19 protein-coding genes are annotated in these 23566 nt (G+C 59.4%); 12 read left to right on the top strand and 7 right to left on the bottom strand.

All coding sequences use genetic code 11. The annotated features are described in order from the left end of the window. Positions 1–45 precede the first annotated feature (45 nt). The 5 genes from FLQ03_RS03950 (at position 46) to tpx (ending at position 4843) form a co-directional block, all read left to right on the top strand. Positions 46–915, top strand: a complete 870-nt coding sequence (locus FLQ03_RS03950) for an MBL fold metallo-hydrolase (protein WP_144372732.1) — start codon at positions 46–48, stop codon at positions 913–915. Positions 916–1309: 394 nt separating this feature from the next. After that, entirely contained in the window at positions 1310–2770 is a 1461-nt protein-coding gene (locus tag FLQ03_RS03945) for a high affinity choline transporter 1 (protein WP_144372731.1), read from the top strand. 153 nt (positions 2771–2923) lie between these two features. Continuing rightward, entirely contained in the window at positions 2924–3817 is an 894-nt protein-coding gene (locus tag FLQ03_RS03940; RefSeq protein ID WP_144372730.1) for a DMT family transporter, read from the top strand. Between the two features lie 23 nt (positions 3818–3840). Further along, positions 3841–4242, top strand: coding sequence for a carboxymuconolactone decarboxylase family protein (locus tag FLQ03_RS03935; RefSeq protein WP_144372729.1), 402 nt, complete (start codon positions 3841–3843; stop codon positions 4240–4242). 103 nt (positions 4243–4345) lie between these two features. Next, positions 4346–4843, top strand: a complete 498-nt coding sequence (gene tpx, locus FLQ03_RS03930) for a thiol peroxidase (RefSeq protein WP_144372728.1) — start codon at positions 4346–4348, stop codon at positions 4841–4843. Positions 4844–4922: 79 nt separating this feature from the next. Here the strand turns inward: tpx and FLQ03_RS03925 are convergent, their stop codons facing one another. After that, positions 4923–6575 (bottom strand): methyl-accepting chemotaxis protein, encoded by a 1653-nt coding sequence (locus FLQ03_RS03925; protein ID WP_144372727.1) that lies wholly within the window; start codon positions 6573–6575, stop codon positions 4923–4925. 178 nt (positions 6576–6753) lie between these two features. Beyond that, positions 6754–7311 (bottom strand): gamma carbonic anhydrase family protein, encoded by a 558-nt coding sequence (locus tag FLQ03_RS03920; protein WP_144372726.1) that lies wholly within the window; start codon positions 7309–7311, stop codon positions 6754–6756. A gap of 69 nt (positions 7312–7380) precedes the next feature. On the opposite strand from FLQ03_RS03920, the gene FLQ03_RS03915 reads away from it, so the two are divergent. The 4 genes from FLQ03_RS03915 (at position 7381) to FLQ03_RS03900 (ending at position 12024) form a co-directional block, all read left to right on the top strand. After that, positions 7381–9423, top strand: a complete 2043-nt coding sequence (locus FLQ03_RS03915) for a M3 family metallopeptidase (RefSeq protein ID WP_144372725.1) — start codon at positions 7381–7383, stop codon at positions 9421–9423. A 244-nt stretch (positions 9424–9667) separates the two neighbouring features. After that, on the top strand, positions 9668–10321 hold the full coding sequence (locus FLQ03_RS03910) for a TIGR02594 family protein (protein ID WP_206210852.1): 654 nt from the start codon (positions 9668–9670) through the stop codon (positions 10319–10321). Between the two features lie 197 nt (positions 10322–10518). Next, the gene (locus FLQ03_RS03905; protein WP_144372724.1) at positions 10519–10827 is read left to right on the top strand and encodes a hypothetical protein; all 309 of its coding nucleotides are present in this window, start codon (positions 10519–10521) and stop codon (positions 10825–10827) included. A gap of 198 nt (positions 10828–11025) precedes the next feature. Then, complete coding sequence (locus FLQ03_RS03900; RefSeq protein ID WP_144372723.1) at positions 11026–12024, top strand: CE1 family esterase; 999 nt, start codon at positions 11026–11028, stop codon at positions 12022–12024. Between the two features lie 9 nt (positions 12025–12033). Here FLQ03_RS03900 and FLQ03_RS03895 read toward each other — a convergent pair whose 3' ends face one another. After that, a complete protein-coding gene (locus FLQ03_RS03895) occupies positions 12034–12819 on the bottom strand; it encodes a hypothetical protein (protein WP_144372722.1) in 786 nt (261 codons plus the stop codon). A gap of 297 nt (positions 12820–13116) precedes the next feature. Here FLQ03_RS03895 and FLQ03_RS03890 point away from each other — a divergent pair, with 297 nt between their 5' ends. Then, a complete protein-coding gene (locus FLQ03_RS03890) occupies positions 13117–13491 on the top strand; it encodes a VOC family protein (RefSeq protein WP_144372721.1) in 375 nt (124 codons plus the stop codon). 154 nt (positions 13492–13645) lie between these two features. Here FLQ03_RS03890 and FLQ03_RS03885 read toward each other — a convergent pair whose 3' ends face one another. After that, the gene (locus FLQ03_RS03885; protein ID WP_170252301.1) at positions 13646–14263 is read right to left on the bottom strand and encodes a LysE family translocator; all 618 of its coding nucleotides are present in this window, start codon (positions 14261–14263) and stop codon (positions 13646–13648) included. A gap of 738 nt (positions 14264–15001) precedes the next feature. Between FLQ03_RS03885 and FLQ03_RS03880 the strand changes: the two genes are divergently transcribed. After that, a complete protein-coding gene (locus tag FLQ03_RS03880; RefSeq protein ID WP_144372719.1) occupies positions 15002–16195 on the top strand; it encodes a tyrosine-type recombinase/integrase in 1194 nt (397 codons plus the stop codon). A 354-nt stretch (positions 16196–16549) separates the two neighbouring features. After that, entirely contained in the window at positions 16550–16795 is a 246-nt protein-coding gene (locus FLQ03_RS03875) for a hypothetical protein (protein WP_144372718.1), read from the top strand. 727 nt (positions 16796–17522) lie between these two features. Here the strand turns inward: FLQ03_RS03875 and FLQ03_RS03870 are convergent. The 3 genes from FLQ03_RS03870 to FLQ03_RS03860 form a co-directional block, all read right to left on the bottom strand. Then, on the bottom strand, positions 17523–20927 hold the full coding sequence (locus FLQ03_RS03870) for a DEAD/DEAH box helicase family protein (protein ID WP_144372717.1): 3405 nt from the start codon (positions 20925–20927) through the stop codon (positions 17523–17525). Positions 20928–21083: 156 nt separating this feature from the next. Further along, positions 21084–22829, bottom strand: a complete 1746-nt coding sequence (locus FLQ03_RS03865; RefSeq protein WP_144372716.1) for a GmrSD restriction endonuclease domain-containing protein — start codon at positions 22827–22829, stop codon at positions 21084–21086. Positions 22830–22831: 2 nt separating this feature from the next. After that, positions 22832–23470, bottom strand: a complete 639-nt coding sequence (locus FLQ03_RS03860) for a restriction endonuclease subunit S (protein ID WP_206210851.1) — start codon at positions 23468–23470, stop codon at positions 22832–22834. Positions 23471–23566 lie beyond the last annotated feature (96 nt).

The following is a 23566-nucleotide window of genomic DNA, read 5'->3' as shown; positions in this document are numbered from 1 at the left end:
AAGCACTTGCTCGACAATGTGGCGTCATCTTTCCGGGAGAAGCCGATGCGTACCCTGACTTCCTTGCTGGGCAATTCACAAAAACTGGACGGCGGTGCCATGTTCGGCAACGCGCCACGCGCGATGTGGGCCGGCTGGCTGGCGCCGGACGCCGACAACCGTGTGGAGCTGGCCTGTCGTTGCTTGCTGGTGCAAGAGGCCGATGGCCGCCGCATTTTGCTGGAAACCGGTATCGGCGCCTTCTTCGACCCCAAGCTGCGCGCCCGCTACGGCGTGCAGCAGGACGGCCACGTGCTGCTGGATGCGCTGGCAGAGCAGTGCGTACGCCACGAGGATGTCGATGTGGTGGTGCTGTCGCATCTGCACTTCGACCATGCCGGCGGCCTGCTGGCCGCGTGGGATGGCGGGCCGGCGCGCTTGCTGTTTCCCAATGCGCAGTTCGTGGTGGGGCGCGAAGCCTGGCAGCGGGCGCTGAACCCGCATCCGCGCGACCGGGCGTCGTTCGTGCCGGAGCTGGTCGCCTTGCTGGAGGCCAGCGGCCGCCTGGTGCTGGTGGACGGCGAACTGCCGCCGCCGTGCCTGCCGCAGGACTGGCGCTTTACCGTGTCGCACGGCCACACGCCGGGCATGCTGCTGACCGAGATCCCGATGCCGGACGGCCCGCTGCTGTTTGCCGCCGACCTGATCCCCGGCGTGCCGTGGGTACACGTGCCGATTACTATGGGCTACGACCGTTTCCCCGAACTGTTGATCGACGAAAAGCGCGCGCTGCTGCAACGGTTGGCCGCTGCGGGCGGGCGCCTGTTCTTTACCCACGACCCGGCCACGGCCTGTGCCACGGTATGGCTGGACGGCGAGAAGCAGCGTTTCGGTACGCTGGGGCCGCTGCCGCAGTTACGGCAATTGGCTCACTGAAAACCCGTCTTGCCGGCAAAAGTGTGGCGTATGTTTAACATATTCTACGACACGTAAACGCTTGTTTGCGGCACAATAAGCCACCGTTTTGCCCCCTGTTTACCAGGGGTGAAACGGTGGCTTTCTTGTTGTTCTGGCTGGCTTATTGCCTTGTTTTTTAAGTCTTTATGACGGGGGTGTTAAGCAGCGCTTTGGCGGTTTAGTGGCAGGATCGGCGGCAGCTTGGCTGCCGCTTGGTTTTTGTCGTGTTTAATAAATTGCTCGGCTTGTTGCTGCTGCTGGCTATAATGGCCCGCACAACAAAAGCAACACGCTGATTGAGGGCGGCCCGGTGTCCTGCCGGATAGTTGGCCGCACTTGCCGAAACACTGCATTAGGAGAAGGAGACTCAGACATGCTTGTCTGGTTCGTCGTCATGTATCTGGCCGTGACCGTGGGGATTGGCCTGTACGCGTCTACACGCGTGAAAAACGCGAAAGATTTTGCGGCCGGTGGTCGTAGCATGCCGTTCCACATTGTGGCGGCCATGGTGTTTGCGACCTGGTTCGGTTCGGAGGCGGTGCTGGGCATCCCTTCCACCTTCATCGAAGAAGGTTTCCACGGCATCGTGGAAGACCCGTTCGGTTCGTTTACCTGCCTGATGCTGGTGGGCTTGTTCTTTGCCCGCCCGCTATACCGCATGAACCTGCTGACGATGGGCGACTTCTTCCGCCAGCGTTACGGCAGCACCGTCGAGGTGATCACCAGCCTGGCGATCATGATGTCTTATCTGGGCTGGATTGCCGCCCAGCTCACCGCTTTGGGTGTGGTATTCAACGTGTTGTCCGACGGTAGCATCACCACCACGCAAGGCATGCTGATCGGTGCTGGCATCGTCCTGGTCTACACGCTGTTTGGCGGCATGTGGTCGGTGGCGCTGACCGACTTCTTCCAGATGGTGATCATCGTTGGCGGCCTGCTGTATCTGGTGTGGCTGTTCAGCGGCATGGCCGGTGGTGCCGACAAGGTGATTGCCAAGGCTGCGGGGGAGGGCAAGTTCACCTTCATTACCAGTACCGAACCACGTGACCTGGTGGCCTTCATCGGCGCGGCGGTGACCATGATGTTCGGCTCCATCCCGCAGCAGGACGTGTTCCAGCGCGTGATGTCGGCCAAGAGCGAGAAAATCGCGGTGCGTGCCACCATCGTCGGCGCCGTGTTCTACCTCACCTTCTGCCTGCTGCCGGTGTTCCTGATCTACGCCGCGTCGATGATCAACCCGGCGCTGGTACAGAAATGGCTGGCGGAAGACTCGCAGATGATCCTGCCGCGCATGATCCTGGAAGAAACGCCGCTGTTTGCCCAGGTGATGTTCTTTGGCGCGCTGCTGTCCGCCATCATGTCTACCGCGTCGGGCACCCTGCTGGCACCGTCGGTCATTTTCGTGGAAAACATCTTCAAACACTTCAAGCCGAAGATGAGCGACCGTGAATTCCTGCTGGCTACCCGTGCGGCGATCCTGATCTGCGCTGTGGGTACCACGCTGTTTGCGCTGTATTCCGACGCCTCCATCTACGAGATGGTGGGCAATGCCTACAAGGTGACGCTGGTGGCAGCCTTTGTGCCCTTGGCCGCCGGCCTGTTCTGGCAGCGTGCCACTACCCAAGGTGCCATGCTGGCGATTGCGCTGGGCGTAGGTACCTGGATTCCGCTGGAGCTGACCGCTACCGACGCAGACTTCTGGCCACCGCAACTGGCCGGCCTGCTGATGAGCGCGCTGGGCATGCTGCTGGGGTCGCTGCTGCCACAACGGGTGACACCGCAGCAAAGCCAGAAAGCCGGCCATGCGCCGGCCGCCCAGACCCAGGCGGGTTGATCGCTCTGCCTGCTGCCGGACAGGGGACCATGACTTTGGGTCGGGCAGCAGGGTCATGCTGATACCGGGGCACCTGCCCCGGTTTTTTTGCGTGAACAGTTTGTTGCCGTCAGCCGCTTGCCGGCAACGCCGGCGCCGTGGCATGGTGTTTTCATGAAAACCGCCTCCCCCCGTCTTGCTTATCTGCTGCTGACGCTGACCGCGCTGTTCTGGTCTGGCAATTTCGTGCTGGCGCGCGCCATGCACGCCAGCGTGGCCCCGATGACGCTTTCCTTCGCCCGCTGGGCCATCGCCCTGTGCCTGCTGCTGCCGTTCGGCCTGCGGCCGGCCTGGCAACAGCGTGCGCTGTGGCTGCCGTACTGGCGGCGCCTGCTGCTGTTGGCGTTGTTGGGCGTCACCGGCTTCAACTCGCTGGCCTATTGGGGGCTGCAGTACACCGCGGCCACCAACGCGGTGCTGCTCAACTCCTTCATTCCCATCCTGATCGTGCTGTTTGGCGCCTTGTTTTTCGGCATGAAAATCGGCCTGCGCCAGGCGTTGGCAGTGGGCATTTCCTTTATCGGCGTGCTGTTTATCGTGGCGCACGGCGACTGGCAAAGGTTGGCCGCACTGGACATTAACCGTGGCGACGCGGTGGTGTTCCTGGCCATGGTGGCGTGGGCGCTGTATACCCTGTTGCTCAAACCGTTGCCGCCGGCGCTTGACCGCATCGGCCTGCTGACGGTACTGGTGGCCATCGGCCTGCTGGGCATCGTGCCGCTGTTTGTGGCCGAGCTGGCCAGCGGCCGCCATACCCCGCTTAGCGGCGGCACGCTGGCTACTTTTGCCTACGTCGGCACCTTGCCGTCGGTGGCGGCGTACTATTTTTACAACCTGGGCGTGGCCCGTGTCGGCGCGGCGCGCGCCGGCATGTTCATCCACCTGATGCCGGGCTTTGGCGCCGTGCTGTCGATGCTGTTTCTGGGCGAGGCGCTGCAGTGGTACCACCTGGCCGGTATCGGCTTGATCCTGTCGGGCGTGGTGCTGGCGACGCGGGCGGGTAAATAGCCTATTCCCACAGGAGATAAACGATGAGCGAACAAGACAAACAGGCCGGGCTGGCGCGGCGCACGCAAGTGATGGGCGAGGCGTTTGCCACGCGGGCGATGAGCGGTCTGGATGGTTTCAGCCGCCCGCTACAAGACTGGCTGAACGAGCACGCCTGGGGCAGCACCTGGCAGCGCGACGGTATCGACCTGAAAACCCGCAGCCTGCTGACCTGTGCCATGTTGGCCGCGCTGGGGCGTAGCCAGGAGCTGAAAGGCCATATCCGCGGCGCCATCAACAACGGCGCCAGCTTGGTGGAAATCCGCGAAACGCTGTTGCACTGCGCGGTCTACGCCGGCGCGCCGGCGGCGGTAGAAGCGTTCCGCGCCGCACGCGAGGTGCTGGCCGAGCTGGGGTTGTCGCTACCGGACGAAGGCCAGCCCTGAGGCGGCACTGGCGGCCAACCCTGTTAGCAACGGGGTTGAATTTTCGCCGCCATGCCTCACACTCAGCGCATTACCCACTGTTGTTATCCAAAGGAACCCTGCAATGGCAACCGTAACCCTGAAAGGCAACCCCGTAGACGTGGCTGGCACCCTGCCGGCCGTTGGCACTGCTGCCCCGGCTTTCACCCTGACCGCTGGCGACCTGTCCGACGTGGGCCTGGCCGCTTTTGCCGGCAAGAAGAAGATCCTGAACATTTTCCCGTCGGTGGATACCCCGACCTGCGCTACCTCGGTACGCAAGTTCAACGAGAAAGCCGCTGCCCGTGACGGCGTGGCCGTACTGTGCATTTCCGCTGACCTGCCGTTCGCACAAAAGCGCTTCTGCGGCGCCGAAGGCATCGAGGGCGTGGCCAACCTGTCCACCTTCCGCAACCCGGGCTTTGCCGAAGCCTACGGCGTGAAGCTGGCGTCCGGCCCGCTGGCCGGTCTGACCGCCCGCGCGGTGGTGGTACTGGATGAAAACGATCAGGTGCTGCACAGCGAGCTGGTGGCCGAGATCGCCGACGAGCCGAACTACGACGCTGCGCTGGCCGTGCTGTAAGTACTGCTGCGCCCGCCATGAAAAAACCGGTCATCAGACCGGTTTTTTTTATGGGTACGGCAGGGGAGTGGGTGGTGGCTCAGGCTGCCGACGGCAGTACATCACCGGCACCGGGCAAGGCCGGGGGCGGGGTGCGGCCAACCTTGGTTTGCGGCTGGGTGCGGAACCAGGCCAGGTCGCGGTTCAGCTGTTGCGAGGCGTCGGTCAGCCGGCTCATGGCCGGTGCCAGCGTCTGCATCTGGCCGAAGATGCTGGCCGCCATGGCCGCCACTTCGTCGCCGTGGCCAACGATATTGTCGCTGGCGGCGTGCTGCGCCTGGCGCGCGTCTTCGATGTCGCGCATGGCCAGGCGGAAGGCGGCCATGGCGTCGTCGGCCTGCAGCAGCGCCTGGTTAAGCGTTTCTTGCGCGCCGATGCTGTGCTCGCCCGCCTGGTGGGCTTCTTCCATGGTGGCGGCCAACGCCTGGCTGGCCGACTCTACCCGCAGCAGGGTGTCGAAGATGCGGGCGGTGGCGTTTTCGGTGCGCTCCGACAGCTTTCGTACCTCGTCGGCCACCACGGCAAAGCCGCGCCCTTGCTCGCCGGCACGGGCAGCTTCGATGGCGGCGTTCAGCGCCAGCAGGTTGGTTTGCTCTGCCACGTCGCGGATCAGCGTGCTGATCTGCGCAATGTCGCGGATGGCGGTTTTCAGTTGCTCGGCGTCGTTGACGGCGCCGCGCAGGCGGCCGGACAGGTTCTGTAGCGTGTGCGCTGTGGCGGTCGCCAGCCCGCGCGCGTGGCCGGTGCGCTCGCTGCCGTGGTCGGCGTCCTGCATCGCCCGCTGCAGTGCCTGGCTGATGCGCTGGTTGCTGTCGGCAATCTGCCCGGCGGCGGTGCGGGTGTTTTCGGCCTTGTCGGCCTGCTGCTGGGTAACCTGGATCACCTGGCCGGTCAGCGCCAGAATGCCGCGCGCTTCGCGTTCGCTGTCGGCGGCGGTGCGGCGCACGGTGCCCAGCAGCGTGGCCAGCTGGTCGAGGAAGCGGTTGATGTGGCGGGCGGCTTGCGACAGCTCGTCGGCGCCGGCTACCGGCAGCCGTACCGCCAGTTCGCCTTCACCCAGCTGGTCGGCAGCGCGCTGCATGGCGGCAATCTGCTGTTTCAGGCGTCGTGCCAACAGTACTTGCGACAGCACCACGATGGCACTGGCCAGGCCCAGCGGGCCCAGTACCAGCAGCACCAGCCGCCCCAGCGCGGCCTGCATGGCGGTTTCGGCTTGCGCCAGCAGCTGGCGTTCGGACGCCAGGCGCTGGTCGATCAGCCCGGCCAGCGGCTGCAGGCTCATTTTGTAGGCTTCTTCGGGGATGGACAGCGCGTCTTCCGGCGAGGTCTCGGCAATCTTGATCGCCGATTGCAGGTTCTGGTGGTAGGCCTGCCAGTGCTGGCTGGCCTGCTTGCCGAAGCTGTCGCGCTCGGCGGCGGGCAGGGCGGCCACGATGGCGGCAATCAGCTGGCGGCTGCTGCCGTTGACGGCGGCCAGGCGGCTGGCGGTATCGGGCAGCAGCGGGTCGGCGCGCGACAGCGACAGCACGTCGGCTTTCAAGGTTTGCAGGTTGGCCGACAGCAGCTGCCGGCTGCGGTATTGCTCGAAGTCGGCGCGCAGCGACCACAGCTGCTGGCTGCTCAACAGCATCACCGCCAGCAGGCAGGCGAGGGTGAGGATTACCGTAAGCCACAAGCGTTTGACCAGCGTCATTTTAAATCCATCCTTATTAAAGCTGGGCGCAGTGTAGGCGGCCAACGTTACTGGCAGATGACACTTAACCTGAATGACGCAGGCTTGTAACCAAGGCGGAGTCTATCCGTTTGGCAATAGAAAGCGGCACCCGCTTTCCAGCCTAGGTGCCGCTTGTTAAGGTGCGGTGAAAGATGCGTTACAGCGCTGCGTCGGCGGCGGCGCTTGCCTTGTGCTTGTCCATTACCTTCACGTAGTGCTCGGCCGAATACTTGAAGTAGGCCAGTTCGCCGTCGGTGAGCGGGCGTACTTGTTTGACCGGGTTGCCCAGGTACAGGTAGCCGCTTTCCAGGCGCTTGTTGGGCGGTACCAGGCTGCCAGCACCGATCAGCACGCGGTCTTCGATGACGGCGCGGTCCAGGATGATGCTGCCGATGCCGATCAGTACTTCGTCGCCGATGGTGCAGCCGTGCAGCGTGACGTGGTGGCCGATGGTGACGTGGCGGCCGATGATCAGCGGCGCGCCTTCCGGGTCGCTTTCCTTGCGATGGCTAACGTGTAGCATGGCAAAATCCTGCACATTGCTGCCTTCGCCGATGCTGATGCGGTTGACGTCGCCGCGTACCACCGCACACGGCCACACCGACACGTTGGCCGCCAGCGCTACCTCGCCGATCACCACGGCGGCGTCGTCGATATAGCAGCTGGGGTCGATTTGCGGGCGGTGCCCGTCGTAGGAACGGATATTGCGATTCACGGAATTGTCCTTATCTTCAGTCTGTCTATGCGCGGATGATGCTGCGCCACTTTCCACAGGATGCCAAACATGACCACCAATCCGCTACTGGACTTTAGCGATCTGCCGCGCTTTGCCGCGATCAAACCCGAACACGTTACCCCGGCGCTGGACGTGCTGCTGGCCGAAGCGCGCGCTGCGGTAGCGCAGGTGATCGCCGCCGGCGGCGACGACTGGGACTCGGTATCCGAGCCGCTGTCCGACGCCACCGAGCGCCTGTCGCGCGCCTGGGGCGTGGTGGGCCACCTCAATAGCGTGATGGGCAATACCGAAGGCCTGCGCGAGGTGTACAACGCCGAAATTCCGCGCATTTCCGCCTTCTTTACCGAGCTGGGGCAAAACCTCGACCTATACGCGCGCTTCAAGGCGGTGGCGGCCAACCCGGCCTTTGCCAACGCCAGCGCTGCGCGCAAGAAGATCATCGACAACGACCTGCGCGACTTCCGCCTGTCTGGCGCCGAGCTGCCGGACGCCCAGAAAGCGCGCTTTGCCGAGCTGTCCAGCCGCCTGGCCGAGCTGTCCAGCCAGTTCTCGCAAAACGTGATGGACGCTACCGACAGCTTCAGCCTGTATATCGATGATGCGGCCGAGCTGGCCGGCATCCCGGAAGACACGCTGGCGCTGTACGCCGCCATGGCCGAGGCCGACGGCCAGCCGGGCAAGTACAAGCTGGGCCTGCAGTTCCCGGTGCTGTTCCCGGTGCTGCAGTACGCCGACAACCGCGCGCTGCGCCAGCAACTGTACGAAGCCAACGCCAAGCGCGCCAGCGAGTTCGGCCCGGCCGAGCAGGACAACACCGCGCTGATCCGCGAGCGCCTGGTGCTGGCCGCCGAAGAGGCGCAGCTGCTGGGCTTTGCCAACTACGCCGAGCTGTCGCTGTACACCAAGATGGCCGAAAGCCCGCAACAGGTGATCGACTTCCTGCGCGACCTGGCCGCCCGCGCCAAGCCTTACGCGCAGCAGGATCGCGCCGAGCTGGAAGCCTTCGCCCGCACCGAGCTAGGCCTGGACACGCTGGAAGCGTGGGACATCAGCTACGCCGCCGAAAAACTGCGCGTGGCGCGCTATGCGTTCTCCGAGCATGAAGTGAAACAGTACTTCCCCGAGCACAAGGTGCTGGCCGGCCTGTTCAGCGTGGTACACAAGCTGTACGGCATCAGCGTAGCAGCCCGCGACGCCGAAACCTGGCACCCGGACGTGCGCTACTACCAGATCCACAAGGACGGCGCGCTGCTGGGCGGTTTCTACCTCGACCTGTACGCCCGTGACGGCAAGCGCCCCGGCGCCTGGATGGACGACGTGCGCGGCCGTCGCGTAAAAGGGGGCCAGGTGCAGACGCCGGTAGCCTACCTGGTGTGCAACTTCACCCGCCCGGTGGGCGACAAGCCGGCCACCTTCAGCCACGACGAAGTGACCACGCTGTTCCACGAATTCGGCCACGGTCTGCACCATTTGCTGACGCGCGTGGACGAGCTGGGCGTATCCGGCATCAGCGGCGTGGAGTGGGACGCGGTGGAACTGCCCAGCCAGTTCATGGAGAACTTCTGCTGGGAATGGGACGTGCTGCAAGGCATGAGCGCCCACGTGGATAGCGGCGAGCCGCTGCCGCGCGCGCTGTACGACAAGATGCTGGCCGCCAAGAACTTCCAGAGCGGCATGCAGACTGTGCGCCAGCTGGAGTTCTCGCTGTTCGACATGCTGCTGTACAGCGCGGCCAACCCCGACAGCATCGACTGGCTGGCCTTGCTGGAGCAGGTGCGCGACGAAGTGGCGGTCAACCGCCCGCCGGCGTACAACCGCTTCCCCAACAGCTTCAGCCACATCTTTGCCGGCGGTTACGCTGCGGGCTACTACAGCTACAAGTGGGCAGAAGTGCTGTCGGCTGATGCCTACGCCGCCTTCGAGGAAGCCGGCGGCGCCAACCCGGCGGTGGGCTACAAGTTCTGGGACGAAGTGCTGGCAGTGGGCGGTAGCCGCCCGGCACTGGAATCGTTCCGTGCTTTCCGCGGCCGCGACCCGCAGATCGACGCGCTGCTGCGCCATAGCGGCATGAGCACGCCCGTGGCTGCCTGACGCGCTGCTGCGGCCAACGCCGGGCAAGGTTGGCCGCACGGCCGCACGGCCGCACTGCCTGGCGCAGGCTGGCGGCTTGCCTGCCGGACCTGGGCTGACGCTAGCCGTACCGGCAGGTTTGCCATCCCCGGTTTGCATTGCAAGCGGGGGTTTTTCATTTCAGCGGGGGCAGGATGGGCGCGTGGCAGCAAACCGGCTAATTCAATATTTAGAAATTACCGTGTTTTAATAGTATCGATATTAAATGCTGCTTTATTGCCGGAATCATCAAAATGCAGCTGGCGTATTGGCCTCTGACTGCGTATGCCTGAATAAGCTGCAATTGGCAGCATTGATTCAGGAGGCGGTAATGACTCTTCCAGCAGAATACCAATGGCTGAATGCCGAGCCCGGCCCGAAAATGGTGAAAGAAGCGATCAAGGAGTATGGTGTTTTCGAGCAGCCTGGGGATAAAAATAACCCGATAATCATGGCTTGGGCCAAGGAAATGGGTGAGGACGTGGTCCGCGTCTACTACGCCGACGCGGTGCCGTGGTGCGGTCTGTTCATGGCGGTGGTGGCCAAGCGGGCAGGCAAGGTTGTGGTCAAGGAGCCGCTGTGGGCCTTGAACTGGGGCAGTTTCGGCCACCATGTCAGCACGCCGATGCTGGGGGACGTGCTGGTGTTCACCCGCACCACGCCAGGCGGCAGCAGGGCCGGGCACGTGGGCTTGTACATCGGGGAAACGGATACCCATTATCTGGTACTTGGCGGCAACCAGAACGATAAGGTCTGTATCGCGCGGCAAGCCAAAAGCCGGCTGTATACGGCGCGGCGGCCCGATTACAAGGTGCAGCCGTCCAATGTGCGGGTGGTGAAGTTACAGGTTAAAAGCAAAGAGCCGGTGAAAAACGACTGAGCACCACACCACGACCAGTGGCTGGTGAGCGTAAATGGTTTGGTGATTGGTTTTAATTATTATTGAAGCCTTGTATTTATTTAATAATCCAATGCTGCGCAAAAGGGAATTGTTTTATCGAAATTCTTTTATGACGTTACGGTGCGATACGTTCCTCGGGCATGGGTCGGAGGAAATAGCCGCAAAGGAGAATGACGATGAAATCGATTTGGATGCTTCTGCCTGCCACGCTGCTGGCAACGGCTTGCGCCAGCATGATGAGTGTGGGTGATAAACCTGGCGATATCCCGCCGCGTCTGGTGCGTAGTGACGACGGCCGTATCGGCTGGGATCGGCCATCCGCGTTTGGCCCGGTGCCGGCGGCGGTGGCGGCAAAAGGCGCAGCAGTGTGCGGCTCGCTCGATAGCGCGAGCGTGCATTACCGGGCGCTGGGTTATCACCCGCAAGCGCTGGACCTGCAAGGCAAGCCTTTTGCGGATGGCGGTTTTTACTGCGTACCGCGTTAGACGCCTGCCAGGCTACGGCCTGCTGTTGTCCAACCCCGCCGCGTTAGCCGGCGGGGTGTTTTTTTTGCCGGCGTTACCACGCGGCGCTGTTGCCAGCGGCGGGGGCAGCTTTGCATTTGTTAACCAATAGCCCTTTGAAATGTGCGTGCGTTCGCGCCAGCATGGCTGGGATCGATACTGAGCGTGAGGGTTGCTACCATGCTGCGTTTTGTCCGTTTCCTGTTGTTGACGCTGAGCCTGGCATTGGCCTGGTGCTATGGCGTGTTGGGCGTTGACGAGGTGCGTGCCGGCCCGCTGCGGGAGGCGTTCCGCCAAGCGCCGCCGCCGCTTGCCACGGTGTCTCAGGCAGGGCAGACGCAGTCGCTAACCGTCAACGGGCGGCGCTTTCTGCTGCACGTACCACCCGGTTACCAGCCGCAACAGCCGATGCCGCTGGTGATGGCCCTGCATGGTGGCGGCGGCAGCATGGACTGGATGGCGGATGACCGTCGCTACGGGCTGATCCGCCACAGCAACGCCAGTGGCTACCTGCTGGTGTTGCCCAACGGTACCGGCGCCGTGGGCGACAAGCTGGCTACCTGGCACGCCGGGCGTTGCTGTGGCAAGGCCCGCGACCAAGCGGTGGACGACGTGGCGTTTCTGCGTGCCGTCGTGGCCTGGGTGCAGCAGCATTACGCGGTGACGCCAGGCCGGGTGTACGCGGTGGGCATGTCCAACGGCGGCATGATGGCGTACCGGCTGGCGTGCGAGGCCGCCGATGTGTTTGCCGGTATCGCGTCGGTCGCCGGCACCGACAATACCCGGCTTTGCCAGCCATCACAACCGCTGGCCGTGCTGCATATCCATGCGCAGGACGATGACCATGTGCTGTTTGACGGTGGGGCCGGGCCGGGTGCCTTTCGCGACGACAGCAAGGTGACCGACTTCCGCTCGGTGCCTGCTACTGTCCAGCACTGGCAACAGTACAACCGGTGCCTGCCGCATGCGCAGCGCAGCCTGGCGGTGCCCGGCGCCTACTGCGAGCGCTATGACGGCTGTGCGGCGGGTGGTGCTGTGCAGCTGTGTGTGACAGCTAGCGGTGGCCACAGTTGGCCGGGGGGTGGTACCACGCGGCGCGGCAAGGCTGGCCCCAGCCAGGCGCTGGATGCCAATGCCACGTTCTGGGCTTTCTTCAGCCAGCTACCGCCGCGTCCGTGACGGTATGCCCTAGCTTGCCAGCCAGTGCAGCTCGCCGCTGAGCGACTGGCTGTCATCGGCGCAATGCAGGTCAAAGCGCAGGTCCAGTTGCACCAGTTGTTGTTGCTGGAAAACCGCCTGCTGGATGCTGAAGCTGGCCCCGGTTTGCTGGCAGCTGCGGCCGTTTTCGTGCCAGCTCATGCCGCCGGCCGCGTCCTGCTGGGCGTAGGGGGCGACATCCGGGTAGCTGCCGGGGCTCAGGCGCGGGGTATGCGCCGGCAACTGGAAATCGCCGTGCCACTGGCTGCTGCCGCTCACGTCCACGCTGAGCGCGCCGCCACCCAGGTCCTGTACCTGGATCATCGCCTGTTCACTCCCCAGTTTCAGGGTTCCCGTGGCCCGCTGCAGGGTCAGCCGGCTGGCTTCGCGTACTTGTACCTGGTAGTAACTGCTGTCCTGCGCGCTGCGCAGTTCGAACTCCTGCGCCAGCTGGTAATCGAGCGCGCTCTGGCCGCTGAACTGCGGCTGACCGTTTACCAGCACCTTGTCCGTGCTGGCGCGGAAGTTGGCCACCAGGCCATTCAGCGAGGTATAGGCAGGTACCGTCACGATGACCGTGCGTCGCGCGTCATCGATCACCGCGCTGACGGCAGGCTGTTCCAGCGAGAACGTCAGCAGGCGCGGCAGGTCTTCTGCCACCCGGCTCCTGGCCGCTACGGGGGAGGCTGGCGCTTGCCACTGACTGCCGGCCCCGCCCGCGCCCAGGCAGGCGCTAAGCAGCAGCGGCAGCAGGAGGGCGGTAAACAAGGCGCGCATGATGGTCTTCCCAAGGGGACGGCACCTGTCGCCGTGACGGTGCCATGTCTTATATTAAACGCTAACTTTTAGATGATGGTGTTCATTTGAAAGTTAATTTTATTTTACCCAGTTTGGGCACACAGGCCAGTGTGAGATGGCTGGCATTTGCGTTAGCGCAAACTGTGGCGGGCGGGCAGGCCAGGGGCGCTGGTGGCGTCGGGGCAAGTGCGGGGTGGGAGGAGGGGCGCGTGAAGCTGGCTGTCGCGGTGGCCGTGCGTGTAGCATGGGGCATCGTTACCCATGCCGGAGCCTGTCATGATCAGCCATATCGACCACGTGGTACTGACTGTTACCGATATCGAAGCATCGGTTGCTTTTTACAGCCGAGTATTGCTGATGGAGGCGGTGACCTTTGCCAACGGCCGCCGCGCATTGCACTTTGGCCAGCAGAAGATCAATTTGCAGCTGCTTGGGCAGGAGCCACGCAACCGTGCTGGGGTGGGGTCAGGCGATTTATGCCTGATTACGCACTGGCCACTGTCGCAGGTGGTGGCCCATCTGCAGGCCGAGGGCGTGGAGATTGTCGAAGGGCCGGTGGCCAAGACCGGTGCGCAAGGCGCGATCCAGTCGGTGTATTTCCTCGATCCGGACCAGAACCTGATCGAGGTCAGCGTCTACCCAGTGGCCTGACAAAAAGCCGGTGCGGCGGGAACCAAGTTCCGCCTGCGGTGCTCCCAGCTTTACCTGTATGTCACCCAGACACGACAGCGAGCGAACTTGACTGTGTTTGCCCCCGCCAGCGCGGGGGCATTTTTTTTACTGCAAGTTGGCCGCAGTGCCGCGATCAGCGCTGTACGGCGGCCAGCATCACGCCGGCCAGCACGAACAGGCCGCCCGAGGTGCGCGAAAAGCGCTGCAGGCGCTGGCCGTGTGCCAGCCAGCCACCGAGGCGGCCACCGGCGGCGGCCAACATCACGGCGATGACCATGTCGGCCACCACCCAGGTTGCGGCCATCGTCAGGTACTGCGGCCACAGCTCGCGCGCCGGGTCGAGAAAGCGTGGCAGCAGCGCCGAGAAGAACACGGTGTCTTCCGGGTTGCTGACGGCCAGCAGGAAGGCCGGGCGGAAGCCGCTCCACAGCCGGGTGCTGCTTTGGCCGCTACCATCTTGCAGGCTGAACGGCTTGCGCCACAGTGTGACACCCAGCCACACCAGGTAGCCGGCGCCCAACATCTTGACGATATTGAACGCGGTAGGCGACGCGAACAGCAGGGCGCTGATGCCCAGCGCCGATAGCGCCATCAGGGTAAGCGCGCCGGCAGAAAAGCCCAGCGCATTGGGAATGCCGCCGCGGGCACCGTGTTGTGCGCCGTGCGACAGGGTCAGCAGCGGGCCGGGGCCCGGCGCCAGCATCAAGAGCACGATGGTGCCCAGGTACATCATCCAGTTGTGAAAATCCATGGTCATGTCTCGTTCTGCCCCGGCGCCACGCGCAGGCAGGCGGCAAACGTCAGGGGACGGTTGCAAGCAGGGCAAGCGGGCGGCGGCAAGGCGATGCGCTGCTACCGGTCAGGGCCGGTGGCAGACAGAAATCGGGTATTGACAGCGAGGCAGGCAGCGAGGGGCGCTAACGCGGCGGTTCGGACTGGGTGTCCGGTTCGGCGGCAGCATTCAGGCTATGACGATGGGCGTAGCTTGGGGTGCGCAGGGCAAAGCTTTGGGCCAGGGGGGCCAGGCGACCGCGATGAGCGGCTTGGGTCGGGCACTGAGTACCCATTTGGGGCGCGTTGACACGCGGTTTGCGGGAAAGCAATTTGAACATCCGGTAATGACGACCTGGCCATTCTAGGGGGGCCAACAGCGGCTTGGCAAGTTTTGTGTCTAATTTATTAATCACTGCGTCGCGCTAAGTGCCGGTTTTAAGGCGTTGTTTTGTGATGGGGTGTTTGTGATTTTAGCCGCGTTGCCAGCCAGCCGCCTGCGCGCTAAGGTGTCGGCCTGTTATCTACCGGAGTACCTGCCATGCAACTTGCCACCTGGAACGTCAATTGATGTCTGGTGAACTCTGTTGTTGTATGGATTTTCGTTTTATTTGTTTAAAAAACAATTGGTTGTGTTTGTTTTTAGTCTGATGAAGTCCGCCGTTGTCTAACTGCAGCCAAGGTTGATGGCGGGTATCAAAGCGGGTATCGTTTCAGTATGAGAAGCGAAAATCACCTCACTGACATTCAAGTCAAGCAAGCCAAGCCTGGAGATAAGCTCTCGGATGGCGGCGGCCTCTATCTGGTTGTTAAGCCGAACGGTACGAAGCTATGGCACTACCGCTTCAAGATACTTGGGAAAGAAAGCACGCATGCTATAGGTGTTTACCATCCAACGACGCTTTCGCTGCGCGAAGCAAGGCGCCGTCGCAATGTTGCCCGTGACCTCGTGCGTCAAGGATTCAATCCCAACCTAGTGCGCCAGGACGAGCGTCGCAAAGTCGCTCAAGATGAGCTCCGCAAGAAGACTGACACTTTCAAAGCTGCGTATGAAAAGTGGATGGCAGCTACCGAAAATGGCCTTGATTCAAAAACAGTCTCTCAGCGCAAAAGAGAAATTGAGAAGTATGCGAAATCACTCCTCCCTAAGGCAGTAACTGAGATTACTCGGAGGAATATTGTAGAAATTATTGAACCGGTAGAAAAAACTGCTGTGGAAGTGGCGCGTAACTTGCGTCAATATTTTATGGCAATTTTTGAGTCGCTTATTGATGATGGAGTTTTGGAAAGCAATCCTTGCCCGACTCGCCGGAATATCAAGAGAAGGCCAGTAAGGCATCACCCTGCGATATTTGAAGATGCGCTTGTCGAATTTATGACAAGTCTTTCTCAAGATAAAAATAGCGAGATGAAAACTATCGTTGCTACTAAACTGGTTATGTTGACGGTGTGTCGTAAATCAGAAGCGACATCTGCACGTTGGAATGAGTTTGATTTGGATGAGGGCGAATGGTTTATTTCGGGCGTGCGAATGAAATCCGGGGTGGCGCACTGGGTTCCATTATCTACTCAAGCAGTAGCGTTACTTAAGGATTGGCGAATCTACTCCAATAATGCCTCTCCATATGTTTTCCCTAATCGCCGAAATCCGATGAGACCAATGGCGGGTAATACTTTAAATAATCTTATGAACCGGCATGGACTAAAAGGAGAGGGCACGCCACATGGGCTCAGGTCCGGATTTAGCACCTACTTCAATAAGCGAAACGAAGATAAAGATGTAATTGAGCGCTGTCTTGCACACGAGCCTGGTAATAAAGTACGTGCTGCCTATAATCGTTGGGATTATGCGCCTGAGCGTCGAAAGTTACTTCAGCAATGGGCTGACTATCTTCTAAAAAGCAGCGATTGATAAGTTTAATCTTTGATAGAATTGAGAATATTTTGTGCGGCTATTGGGAGGTGGTGTGATTTTTAAGGCAATGGCGTGAAAATAAATTATAAAATTGCAGAAGGTCATGAGGAGGTGTGTGACTGGTCAGCTGTTTAGAATTGCATAACGCCGTTATCTAATTCTGCTTGATTTTTGGTGGTGTTATCTATTGCCGACTAATTTCGTAACGCCGTTGTGAAATTTTTATGATATCTGTAACGGCGTTACGTTTTTACGGTAATTTCGTAACAAAAAGTAGGGCTGGCCATTTGGTCACGAACATGCACGTTTTGTGGAGCTATACCTAGCATCCCCACTGCTAGGAGCAGCACAATGAAAGACTTGCATGACAATCAGACCCTTGAACTCGCTGGTATGCAGTTGCCAGCCAAAAAACGTGGTCGCCCGGCCAAATATGCTAATGCAGCGGCACGTCAGAAAGCTTATCGAGAGCGTAAGAAGGATGAAGGAATGCGTGAAGTTAAAGTCTGGACGAGAGATGTTCGCGATGAAGAACAGACGTTGCAGTCGGACATCATTGACTTGTCTGAGGTAAGGGTCAATCGTTTCCGCTTGTAGATGGGTCCATGTGCATGAACCTTGAACGTGCCTTGGGCTTTTGTCTGTGTAGATATCTTGATTGCTTTGGCTGCAGTAGAAACAATTGCCATTGGTGCGCTATACCTTGATGCAGCATGTGCTGCCTCAAGAGGACATCAATCGATGAGTGTTTCAGACTACTTGTCTCGTATTGAGACCGTCGTATCAGGAAGTAATTACTTAGAAACCGAGTTGGAGAATATCTGGTCAGAGGTTCAAGACCTATTTTTGCATGACTCGCATTGTTGCCTGACCCTTGACCAGGTGTTGAAAGTACATACCCGCCTAGTATCGCTAGGCTATAACATGCCAGTCAGTCAGCGAATCAAAAGTGTCGATTTCGTGTACGAGAGACTTTGGGAAAAGATGGGCAGGTAACATGGTCTCTATCGCCCGGGATATGCCCGGGCTGTTTAGGTGCTGCCCTTGAAGCACCAAGATGTGTTCTGAGCTGTGGTAAGAATGTGCTGTCTACCAATTTTGTGAAAAAAATTTACCACGGCAAGAAGTAGGCGTTAGTCGTGCCTATACTGTGGTGTGGAAATTATCAGGTAAGTAAAGGAAAACAGGAGCAGGCTGGGCCGGACTGCTTGATAAAATTCTCGATACAAACGGCAGGGGTTTGTATCCTTGGTGTCCTCCCCTGAAGGAGCCGGCCCCACCCAAATATTGCCAGTCAGTTTTCCGATATGCTTATCAGCATTATCTATGCAGTTGCCCTCATCTTAATTTCAGCTAGCACATCAACAAGCTGCGTTACCTTGGTTGGTTGAAAAATACCCATTGGCCCCTGGGCATTCATGTCGGTGAATGGCGACTGGAACAAGCGTTCCGGCTCCATTACACCGGTCTGGGTCAGTTCCTGTACCACCAGGTTGATGAACTCAATTTGATTCGGGGTTGCTGTTGAACCGCTGATGAAGTCACTGAAAGCATTCATAGCAGCTTCATGGTCAAGTCCAACCAGGGAGCGTACAAACAGCCCAAGGCCGTGCGATTGCTCTTTAGCTTCTGTAATCAGCGCCGGTGTGCCCCCTGCATCCAGTAGCATTTTTTCCAACTCACTCAAATCGGTTTCCGTCATTGGCTGGTTTCGACGGAGGCGCTGCAGCGACAGGTGCGATTCATGTGACTTCAGGAAAACGCGTGCTTTTTCCTTGAACTTACTCATGTTTAGACCGGCAGTTACCTGCGGCAAGTCGATGATGGCGGCGTCGCCTAGCTCATCCTGAAAGTCGGTGTAGACGACCTTCTTCTGGCCTTTCGGGATAAGCTTGATTAGCGCCCGCAACCGCCTGCGAACAGTTTCCAGCATGGGAACGGTTACGCCTTCCCACCATTCATCGCTAGCCAGTGCCTGAATCAGTTCGGCTTCTGTCTTGATGGCAGGGATAGCCATCTGCCCCTCCAGCTCGATGGCGATGCGCTGGATGCGTTCACGTAGCGATGCGAACTCCGGTTTGGCCTGCAAGATGGCCAATTGGGTACGCAATACCAGCATGTCGAAACGCTTGGCTTCTTCATCGTCATCGTTGACGGTGGATGGCAGGTTTGCCAATTTGGAGTTCAGTTCTTCAACTTCATTGGGACCCAGCTGGGTCCATGCCTTGGCATCTGCAAATTTCTCCACATAACGACGCTGCGGTCGTACGACGAAGTTGTCCACATTCATGGTTTGGACTTTCTCGTGCAGCATCTCGGCGATATCTTTACGCAGCTGTTCCTCGGTAAAAGAGTAGGCATCCTGATGTTGCTCGTCTTCTGATGGGCTCTGGGCTAGCTTGAGTTTCTTGTCGAGTTCAAGGATGACCTGCAGTCGAGCTTTGAACAGCCGGGCAGATAGTGATTCAGTTGTAGAACCTTCGGTGAAATCAGGATTTTGGCCGAAGAATTCCAAATTGCTGCAGAAGTCGAAGATGTAAAAGTCCTTCTTGTCTTCGCCGGGGCCGAACAAGTCTTTGCATAGCCGGGTACCACGGCCGACCATCTGCCAAAACTTGGTTTTTGAGCGGACGGACTTGAAGAAAACTAGATTGACCACTTCCGGCACATCAATACCCGTATCCAACATGTCGACGGAAACGGCAATGTGCGGCATCTTGTCTTTCTTCGAAAAATCATCGATGAGGCTTTGCGCGTACTCGGTCTTGTAGGTCACCACGCGCGCGAAATGGCCTTTGTACTGCGGGTAATTAGCGTTGAAGCGCTCAGCAATGAAATTGGCATGGTCGTTGTTCTTGGCAAAGATAATGGTTTTGCCCAAGCAGTCGCCGCCGGCCACTTTCCGGCCATTGGTCATCAGCAATTCGAGTACCTTGTCTACGGTGTCGATGTTGAACAGCCACTGGTTCAGTTCCGCCGGGTCTACCTCAGCGGGCACCGTGCCTTCATCATTCCAATCCAACGAGTCCCACTGTTCCTTTTCTTCATCGCTCAGGTCGCTGTATTTGATGCCCTCGCGTTGGAACTTCAGTGGTACCGAGATGGGAACAGGCTTGACCAGGTGTTTGTCGGCAATCGCTTGCTCCAGAGTGTAGGCATCGGTTGGCACGCCGGTTTCTAGGTCAAACAGCCCATAGGTGTTCTTGTCGATTTCATCTTTGGGTGTGGCGGTGAGCCCCACCAGCATGCTGTCGAAGTAGTCGAAGATGGCTCGGTACTTTTGGTAGACCGAACGGTGTGCCTCATCAATGACGATGAGGTCAAAGTGGCCTACGCCGAAACGGCGCTGCCCATTCAGTGTCTCGTCGATAAGCCCCATCATCGTGGGGTAGGTCGAAACAAAGACCCGGCCATCCGTATTCTTTTCGGTCACCAGGTTGACGGGTGCTGCATCAGGCAGATGCGTCTTGAAAGCATTGACCGCTTGATTGACTAGCGCAACACGGTCTGCCAGGAACAGGATACGTTTGACCCAGTTGCTGCGCATCAGTACATCTGCCAATGCAATCACCGTACGCGTCTTGCCGGAGCCTGTAGCCATCACCAGCAGTGATTTGCGCTGGTTATCTACTTCAAAGGTTTCACCGACGCGTCGCACGGCACGGGTCTGGTAATAACGCTCGATGATGTTGGAGTTGATAACAGCTTCCGCCAGCTTCTTGCGACTGCTGCGGCGCTGAATCAAGAGTTCCAGCTCGTCTTTTTTGTAGAAGCCTTGCACTGCTCGTGGTGGATAAGACTTATCATCCCACATCCAATGCTCGTAACCATTGGAGTAGAAGATGATGGGGCGTTGGCCAAACGTCTGCTCCAGACAGTCGGCATACAACTTGGCCTGTTGCTGACCGACATTCGGGTCTTTGGTGGTACGTTTGGCTTCGACCAACATCAACGGCTTGCCGTCATTGCCCCAGAGTACGTAATCGACGTAGCCCTTACCTTCGTTATTGGGCATCCCGATAACTTCAAACTCGAAGTTTGTTTCTGGGTCGAGGCTCCAGCCGGCTTCGCGTAACAGCAGGTCGATGTATGCCTTGCGAGTCTCTGCTTCGGAGTAGTCGTGATTGTCTGGTTCTGCCGCATTAGCTTGTTTGGCCTTGGCTAACTCGGCACGAAGTTGCTGCAACTCTGCATCGAGCTCAGCTTTCTCGTTGCGTAGGATGGACAGCGCTGCATTCTGTTCTGCGAGTTCATCAGACAGCTTCTGAAGCTGGCTCTGGGTTAATGCCGGAACGCTAGCTGCTTTGGGTAATAGTTCAGGTGCGAAGCTTAGTCCTGGGGCCGGACGTGTTGTACGTCCATAGTTGCGTGCTAGCCAGAAGCAGAAGTGAAACAACTCACGAGTGGCAGACAGCGCATCGGATTCCAATACCTTCTTGTTGCTGTGCACGGCCATGTTGCCAAGGTCTTTGATGAGCTTGGCCTTGGCAAACAGAGCTTCACCAACTTGCTTGCGGAAGCTTGGTTCAAAGATGAAGGCACTCAGGTTGTCTTGATAAGGCACCTTGAAGGCTTTGTCGTGGGCGAACAGCCAAGCAACACCAAGCTCCAGGCTTCGACGGGCGTAAAAGCAGGCGGTACGTGGGTCGCTATGGACTGTTTGCTCAGCCTTGTAGGCGGCCTCATGCAAGAAGGTCCACTCGGCCCGTAGGAAGCTGAAGTTGCTCATAAGTTTTCCAGACAACGATTATGCTGAGAATTGGAAATTCTATTGCCAAAGCATAATTAATGCCATTGCAATTTATGTGAGTTGCTAGCTTTAACTTCATGGCCGAGGCTCTGTCTATTTTTGCCATAGCAGCAGAGCGTAGGCATATATCGTGGCTTATCCTTTTTGGTAGCTAGGCAGCTTTGCCTTCTCCTGTATGAATGCATTCATACGTGCTGCCAGTGCCGCCCTCCGAACCACCAAGAAGTCCCGGTAAGCCTCGGTAGACCACAGCGCAGGGTCGGTCGGTACGCACTGGCTTTCCAGCGCTTCCTTGCCCTGCTTCTCTACGATGTCCACCAGATACTGGGTCGCTTCCTTGTTGCTGATGCGGCGGTTGGTCTGGCCGGTGATGAAGGCCATGTTGGCGATTTCGTTGATTTCACCGGTCTCGTAGCTGCGCTCCTTCAGCAGCGACTTGGGGATGACGTGGTGCCACTGGATGAAGTGCAGCTTGCCCTGATGGGTGAGCGACAGGCCCAGCCCGCTGTACCAGTCCTTCGCGCCGGCATGTTTCAATGCCAGATAGGCCAGCGAGAACAGCGGGCTGTTCACGCCGCGCTTCTCCAAATCGCCCACTTCAATGTGCAGCCGTCCAAACTGGCGCTTCACTGGCTCCATCAGCGCTCCAATGCCATCACCCCGGAACAGGATGGCCAAGTCCTCGTTCAGCAAGGTCTCGGTCGAACCGCGTGAGTACCGGCCACGGGCATTCGCCACCAGCAACCAGTGCAGCAGCGCGTTCTGTTCATCCGCCGTCAGCTTGTTGTCCTTGATGCGGCTCACCGCTGCCAGCACATGAATGAACATGGGCGAGGACAGCAGCGATTCGTCCTCGATGCCGGCATTGGTGCGCAGGAAGTTGATGGCGAAACGCAGCCCCTCCTGCGCCTGCTTCCAGCCTTCCTTCAGCTTCTCGACCGGCGTGCTGGCCACCGTGCGGAACAGACACTGCTGGGTTGCGAACACCACGATGGCGCGCACCAAGTGGCCCAGTTCGATGGTGAACCAGCTTTGCTCGCATTCCTCCTGAAAGGCTTCCAGTTCCTTCAGCAGATTGGGCCAGCGCGAGGTGATTTGGGCCAGCGCAAGGTCGGACGAACGCAGCTTGGCCCCCAGCGAGTTAACCCGCACGAAGATTTCGGTGACTTCCTCGTAGCTCATGGCCCTCTCCAGCACATGCACCACGTACTGGTAGTCCTTGATGGCCCGCAGCTTCTTCAGCCGGTCGGAATACTTCTGGAAACGCGGGTCCTTGAACGACTCGATGCCGGCCTTCTCCAAGATTTCCGCATCGTTGGCGGTGCGGAACACCTCACTGACCGACACCCATTGCGGTTGCGAAGCCAAGTTCTTGCTGGCCACCACGAAAGTGCGCCGGTTCAGCTTCTCCTGCAGGCCCTGCTCACCGTCTTCCGCCTCGTCACCTTCGTCGCTGACCTCATCGTCGGGTGTAACGGGCGAAGGTTCGTCGCTCTCCACCTCCACGATGTCGGTCGGCGGCCCGTCCGGGTGTTCCAGATTGAACAGGATGTCGATGGGCCGCTTGCGCCCGCGCACCGAGACCGGCTCACCATTCAGCACCGCCGTCAGCGAGGTTAGGCGCTGCTGACCATCCAACAACAGCTTGCGGCCAGCAAAGGCGTTGGACTCCTGTGCAATCGCGAAGTCACGGGTCGGCACCGGTTCGTCGGTCTCCCACATCAGGATGGAGCCGCTGGGGTAGCCCCGGTAGAGCGAATCCAGCAAGTCACGCACCCGCGTTCCCTGCCAGACGTAATGGCGCTGGATTTCCGGCAGGCGTAGTTCACCGCGCTTGTACATGTCCACCAAGGTGCCGATGGGGATGTTTTGCTGCTGCATGGTCAGAGTTCTCCCCGGAAGGCGCGGTGTTGGAGGGAGGAAAATAGTGACTCCGCCTCGGTAAGTGCGGCGCGCCCATTTGTCTTTAGCGTGGCTAGCGCATCCATCCGCCTTACGAACTCGCGTTGTTCATCCTGTGATGGGTTTGGAACGAGTGCCTGTCGAATTTCCTTAAGATGGAGATTTGGCACACCAATACCCTTCAATGAGCCATTGAACTGTTTCTTGCAGGCTGGTGAATTGATGGCCGCAAGCAGGTATTTGGGCAGCACATCGGCACGTGGTCGGAGCAGCGCAAGACTGACGTAAATGTCAAAGATGCAGTCACGGTCAACAACAGCGGCGACGCCAGTGGTGCCGTTCTTAGCCAAGAGAATGTCGCCAACCTTCGGGGCCAATCGGCGGTGTAGTTCAAGATGCAGGGACTGCGGGATGTACTTGATTTGCTCCCAATCAATTTCACCGCTCGTGACGTTCTTGGCAGATAGAAAGATTACGCCCTCATCGGCGTAAGTCGGTGTCTGGTGAGTGCCATCCGTGATTAGGTCGCACAAGTCTTGGAGCGGTTTCTGCTCGTGTGAACTTGCGTCCCCAAACATCTCCACAAAAATTGACTGCGCGAGACGGTCGAGTTGGGCCAAGGCCTCGCGGCGCTTGGTGCGCTGAATCGCCCTCACTTTCCTAGATACCTCGTGAGCCTCACACTAGGCCCTACAAGGAGGTGTCATGAGCAAGCC

This window comes from Vogesella urethralis (assembly GCF_007644045.2).
Classification (GTDB): Bacteria; Pseudomonadota; Gammaproteobacteria; order Burkholderiales; family Chromobacteriaceae; genus Vogesella; species Vogesella urethralis.
This window is presented reverse-complemented; position numbering and strand designations above follow the sequence as displayed.

What these genes read in the sequence shown, in the direction of transcription:
- FLQ03_RS03895 (WP_144372722.1), bottom strand. Translation starts at nt 12,819, where the DNA reads ATGCGCGCCTTGTTTACCGCCCTCCTGCTGCCGCTGCTGCTTAGCGCC.
- FLQ03_RS03935 (WP_144372729.1), top strand. Translation starts at nt 3,841, where the DNA reads ATGAGCGAACAAGACAAACAGGCCGGGCTGGCGCGGCGCACGCAAGTG.
- FLQ03_RS03950 (WP_144372732.1), top strand. Translation starts at nt 46, where the DNA reads ATGCGTACCCTGACTTCCTTGCTGGGCAATTCACAAAAACTGGACGGC.
- FLQ03_RS03910 (WP_206210852.1), top strand. Translation starts at nt 9,668, where the DNA reads ATGCTGCTTTATTGCCGGAATCATCAAAATGCAGCTGGCGTATTGGCC.
- FLQ03_RS03940 (WP_144372730.1), top strand. Translation starts at nt 2,924, where the DNA reads ATGAAAACCGCCTCCCCCCGTCTTGCTTATCTGCTGCTGACGCTGACC.
- FLQ03_RS03925 (WP_144372727.1), bottom strand. Translation starts at nt 6,575, where the DNA reads ATGACGCTGGTCAAACGCTTGTGGCTTACGGTAATCCTCACCCTCGCC.
- FLQ03_RS03880 (WP_144372719.1), top strand. Translation starts at nt 15,002, where the DNA reads ATGAGAAGCGAAAATCACCTCACTGACATTCAAGTCAAGCAAGCCAAG.
- FLQ03_RS03905 (WP_144372724.1), top strand. Translation starts at nt 10,519, where the DNA reads ATGAAATCGATTTGGATGCTTCTGCCTGCCACGCTGCTGGCAACGGCT.
- FLQ03_RS03945 (WP_144372731.1), top strand. Translation starts at nt 1,310, where the DNA reads ATGCTTGTCTGGTTCGTCGTCATGTATCTGGCCGTGACCGTGGGGATT.
- FLQ03_RS03885 (WP_170252301.1), bottom strand. Translation starts at nt 14,263, where the DNA reads ATGGATTTTCACAACTGGATGATGTACCTGGGCACCATCGTGCTCTTG.
- FLQ03_RS03890 (WP_144372721.1), top strand. Translation starts at nt 13,117, where the DNA reads ATGATCAGCCATATCGACCACGTGGTACTGACTGTTACCGATATCGAA.
- tpx (WP_144372728.1), top strand. Translation starts at nt 4,346, where the DNA reads ATGGCAACCGTAACCCTGAAAGGCAACCCCGTAGACGTGGCTGGCACC.
- FLQ03_RS03870 (WP_144372717.1), bottom strand. Translation starts at nt 20,927, where the DNA reads ATGAGCAACTTCAGCTTCCTACGGGCCGAGTGGACCTTCTTGCATGAG.
- FLQ03_RS03865 (WP_144372716.1), bottom strand. Translation starts at nt 22,829, where the DNA reads ATGCAGCAGCAAAACATCCCCATCGGCACCTTGGTGGACATGTACAAG.
- FLQ03_RS03875 (WP_144372718.1), top strand. Translation starts at nt 16,550, where the DNA reads ATGAAAGACTTGCATGACAATCAGACCCTTGAACTCGCTGGTATGCAG.
- FLQ03_RS03915 (WP_144372725.1), top strand. Translation starts at nt 7,381, where the DNA reads ATGACCACCAATCCGCTACTGGACTTTAGCGATCTGCCGCGCTTTGCC.
- FLQ03_RS03900 (WP_144372723.1), top strand. Translation starts at nt 11,026, where the DNA reads ATGCTGCGTTTTGTCCGTTTCCTGTTGTTGACGCTGAGCCTGGCATTG.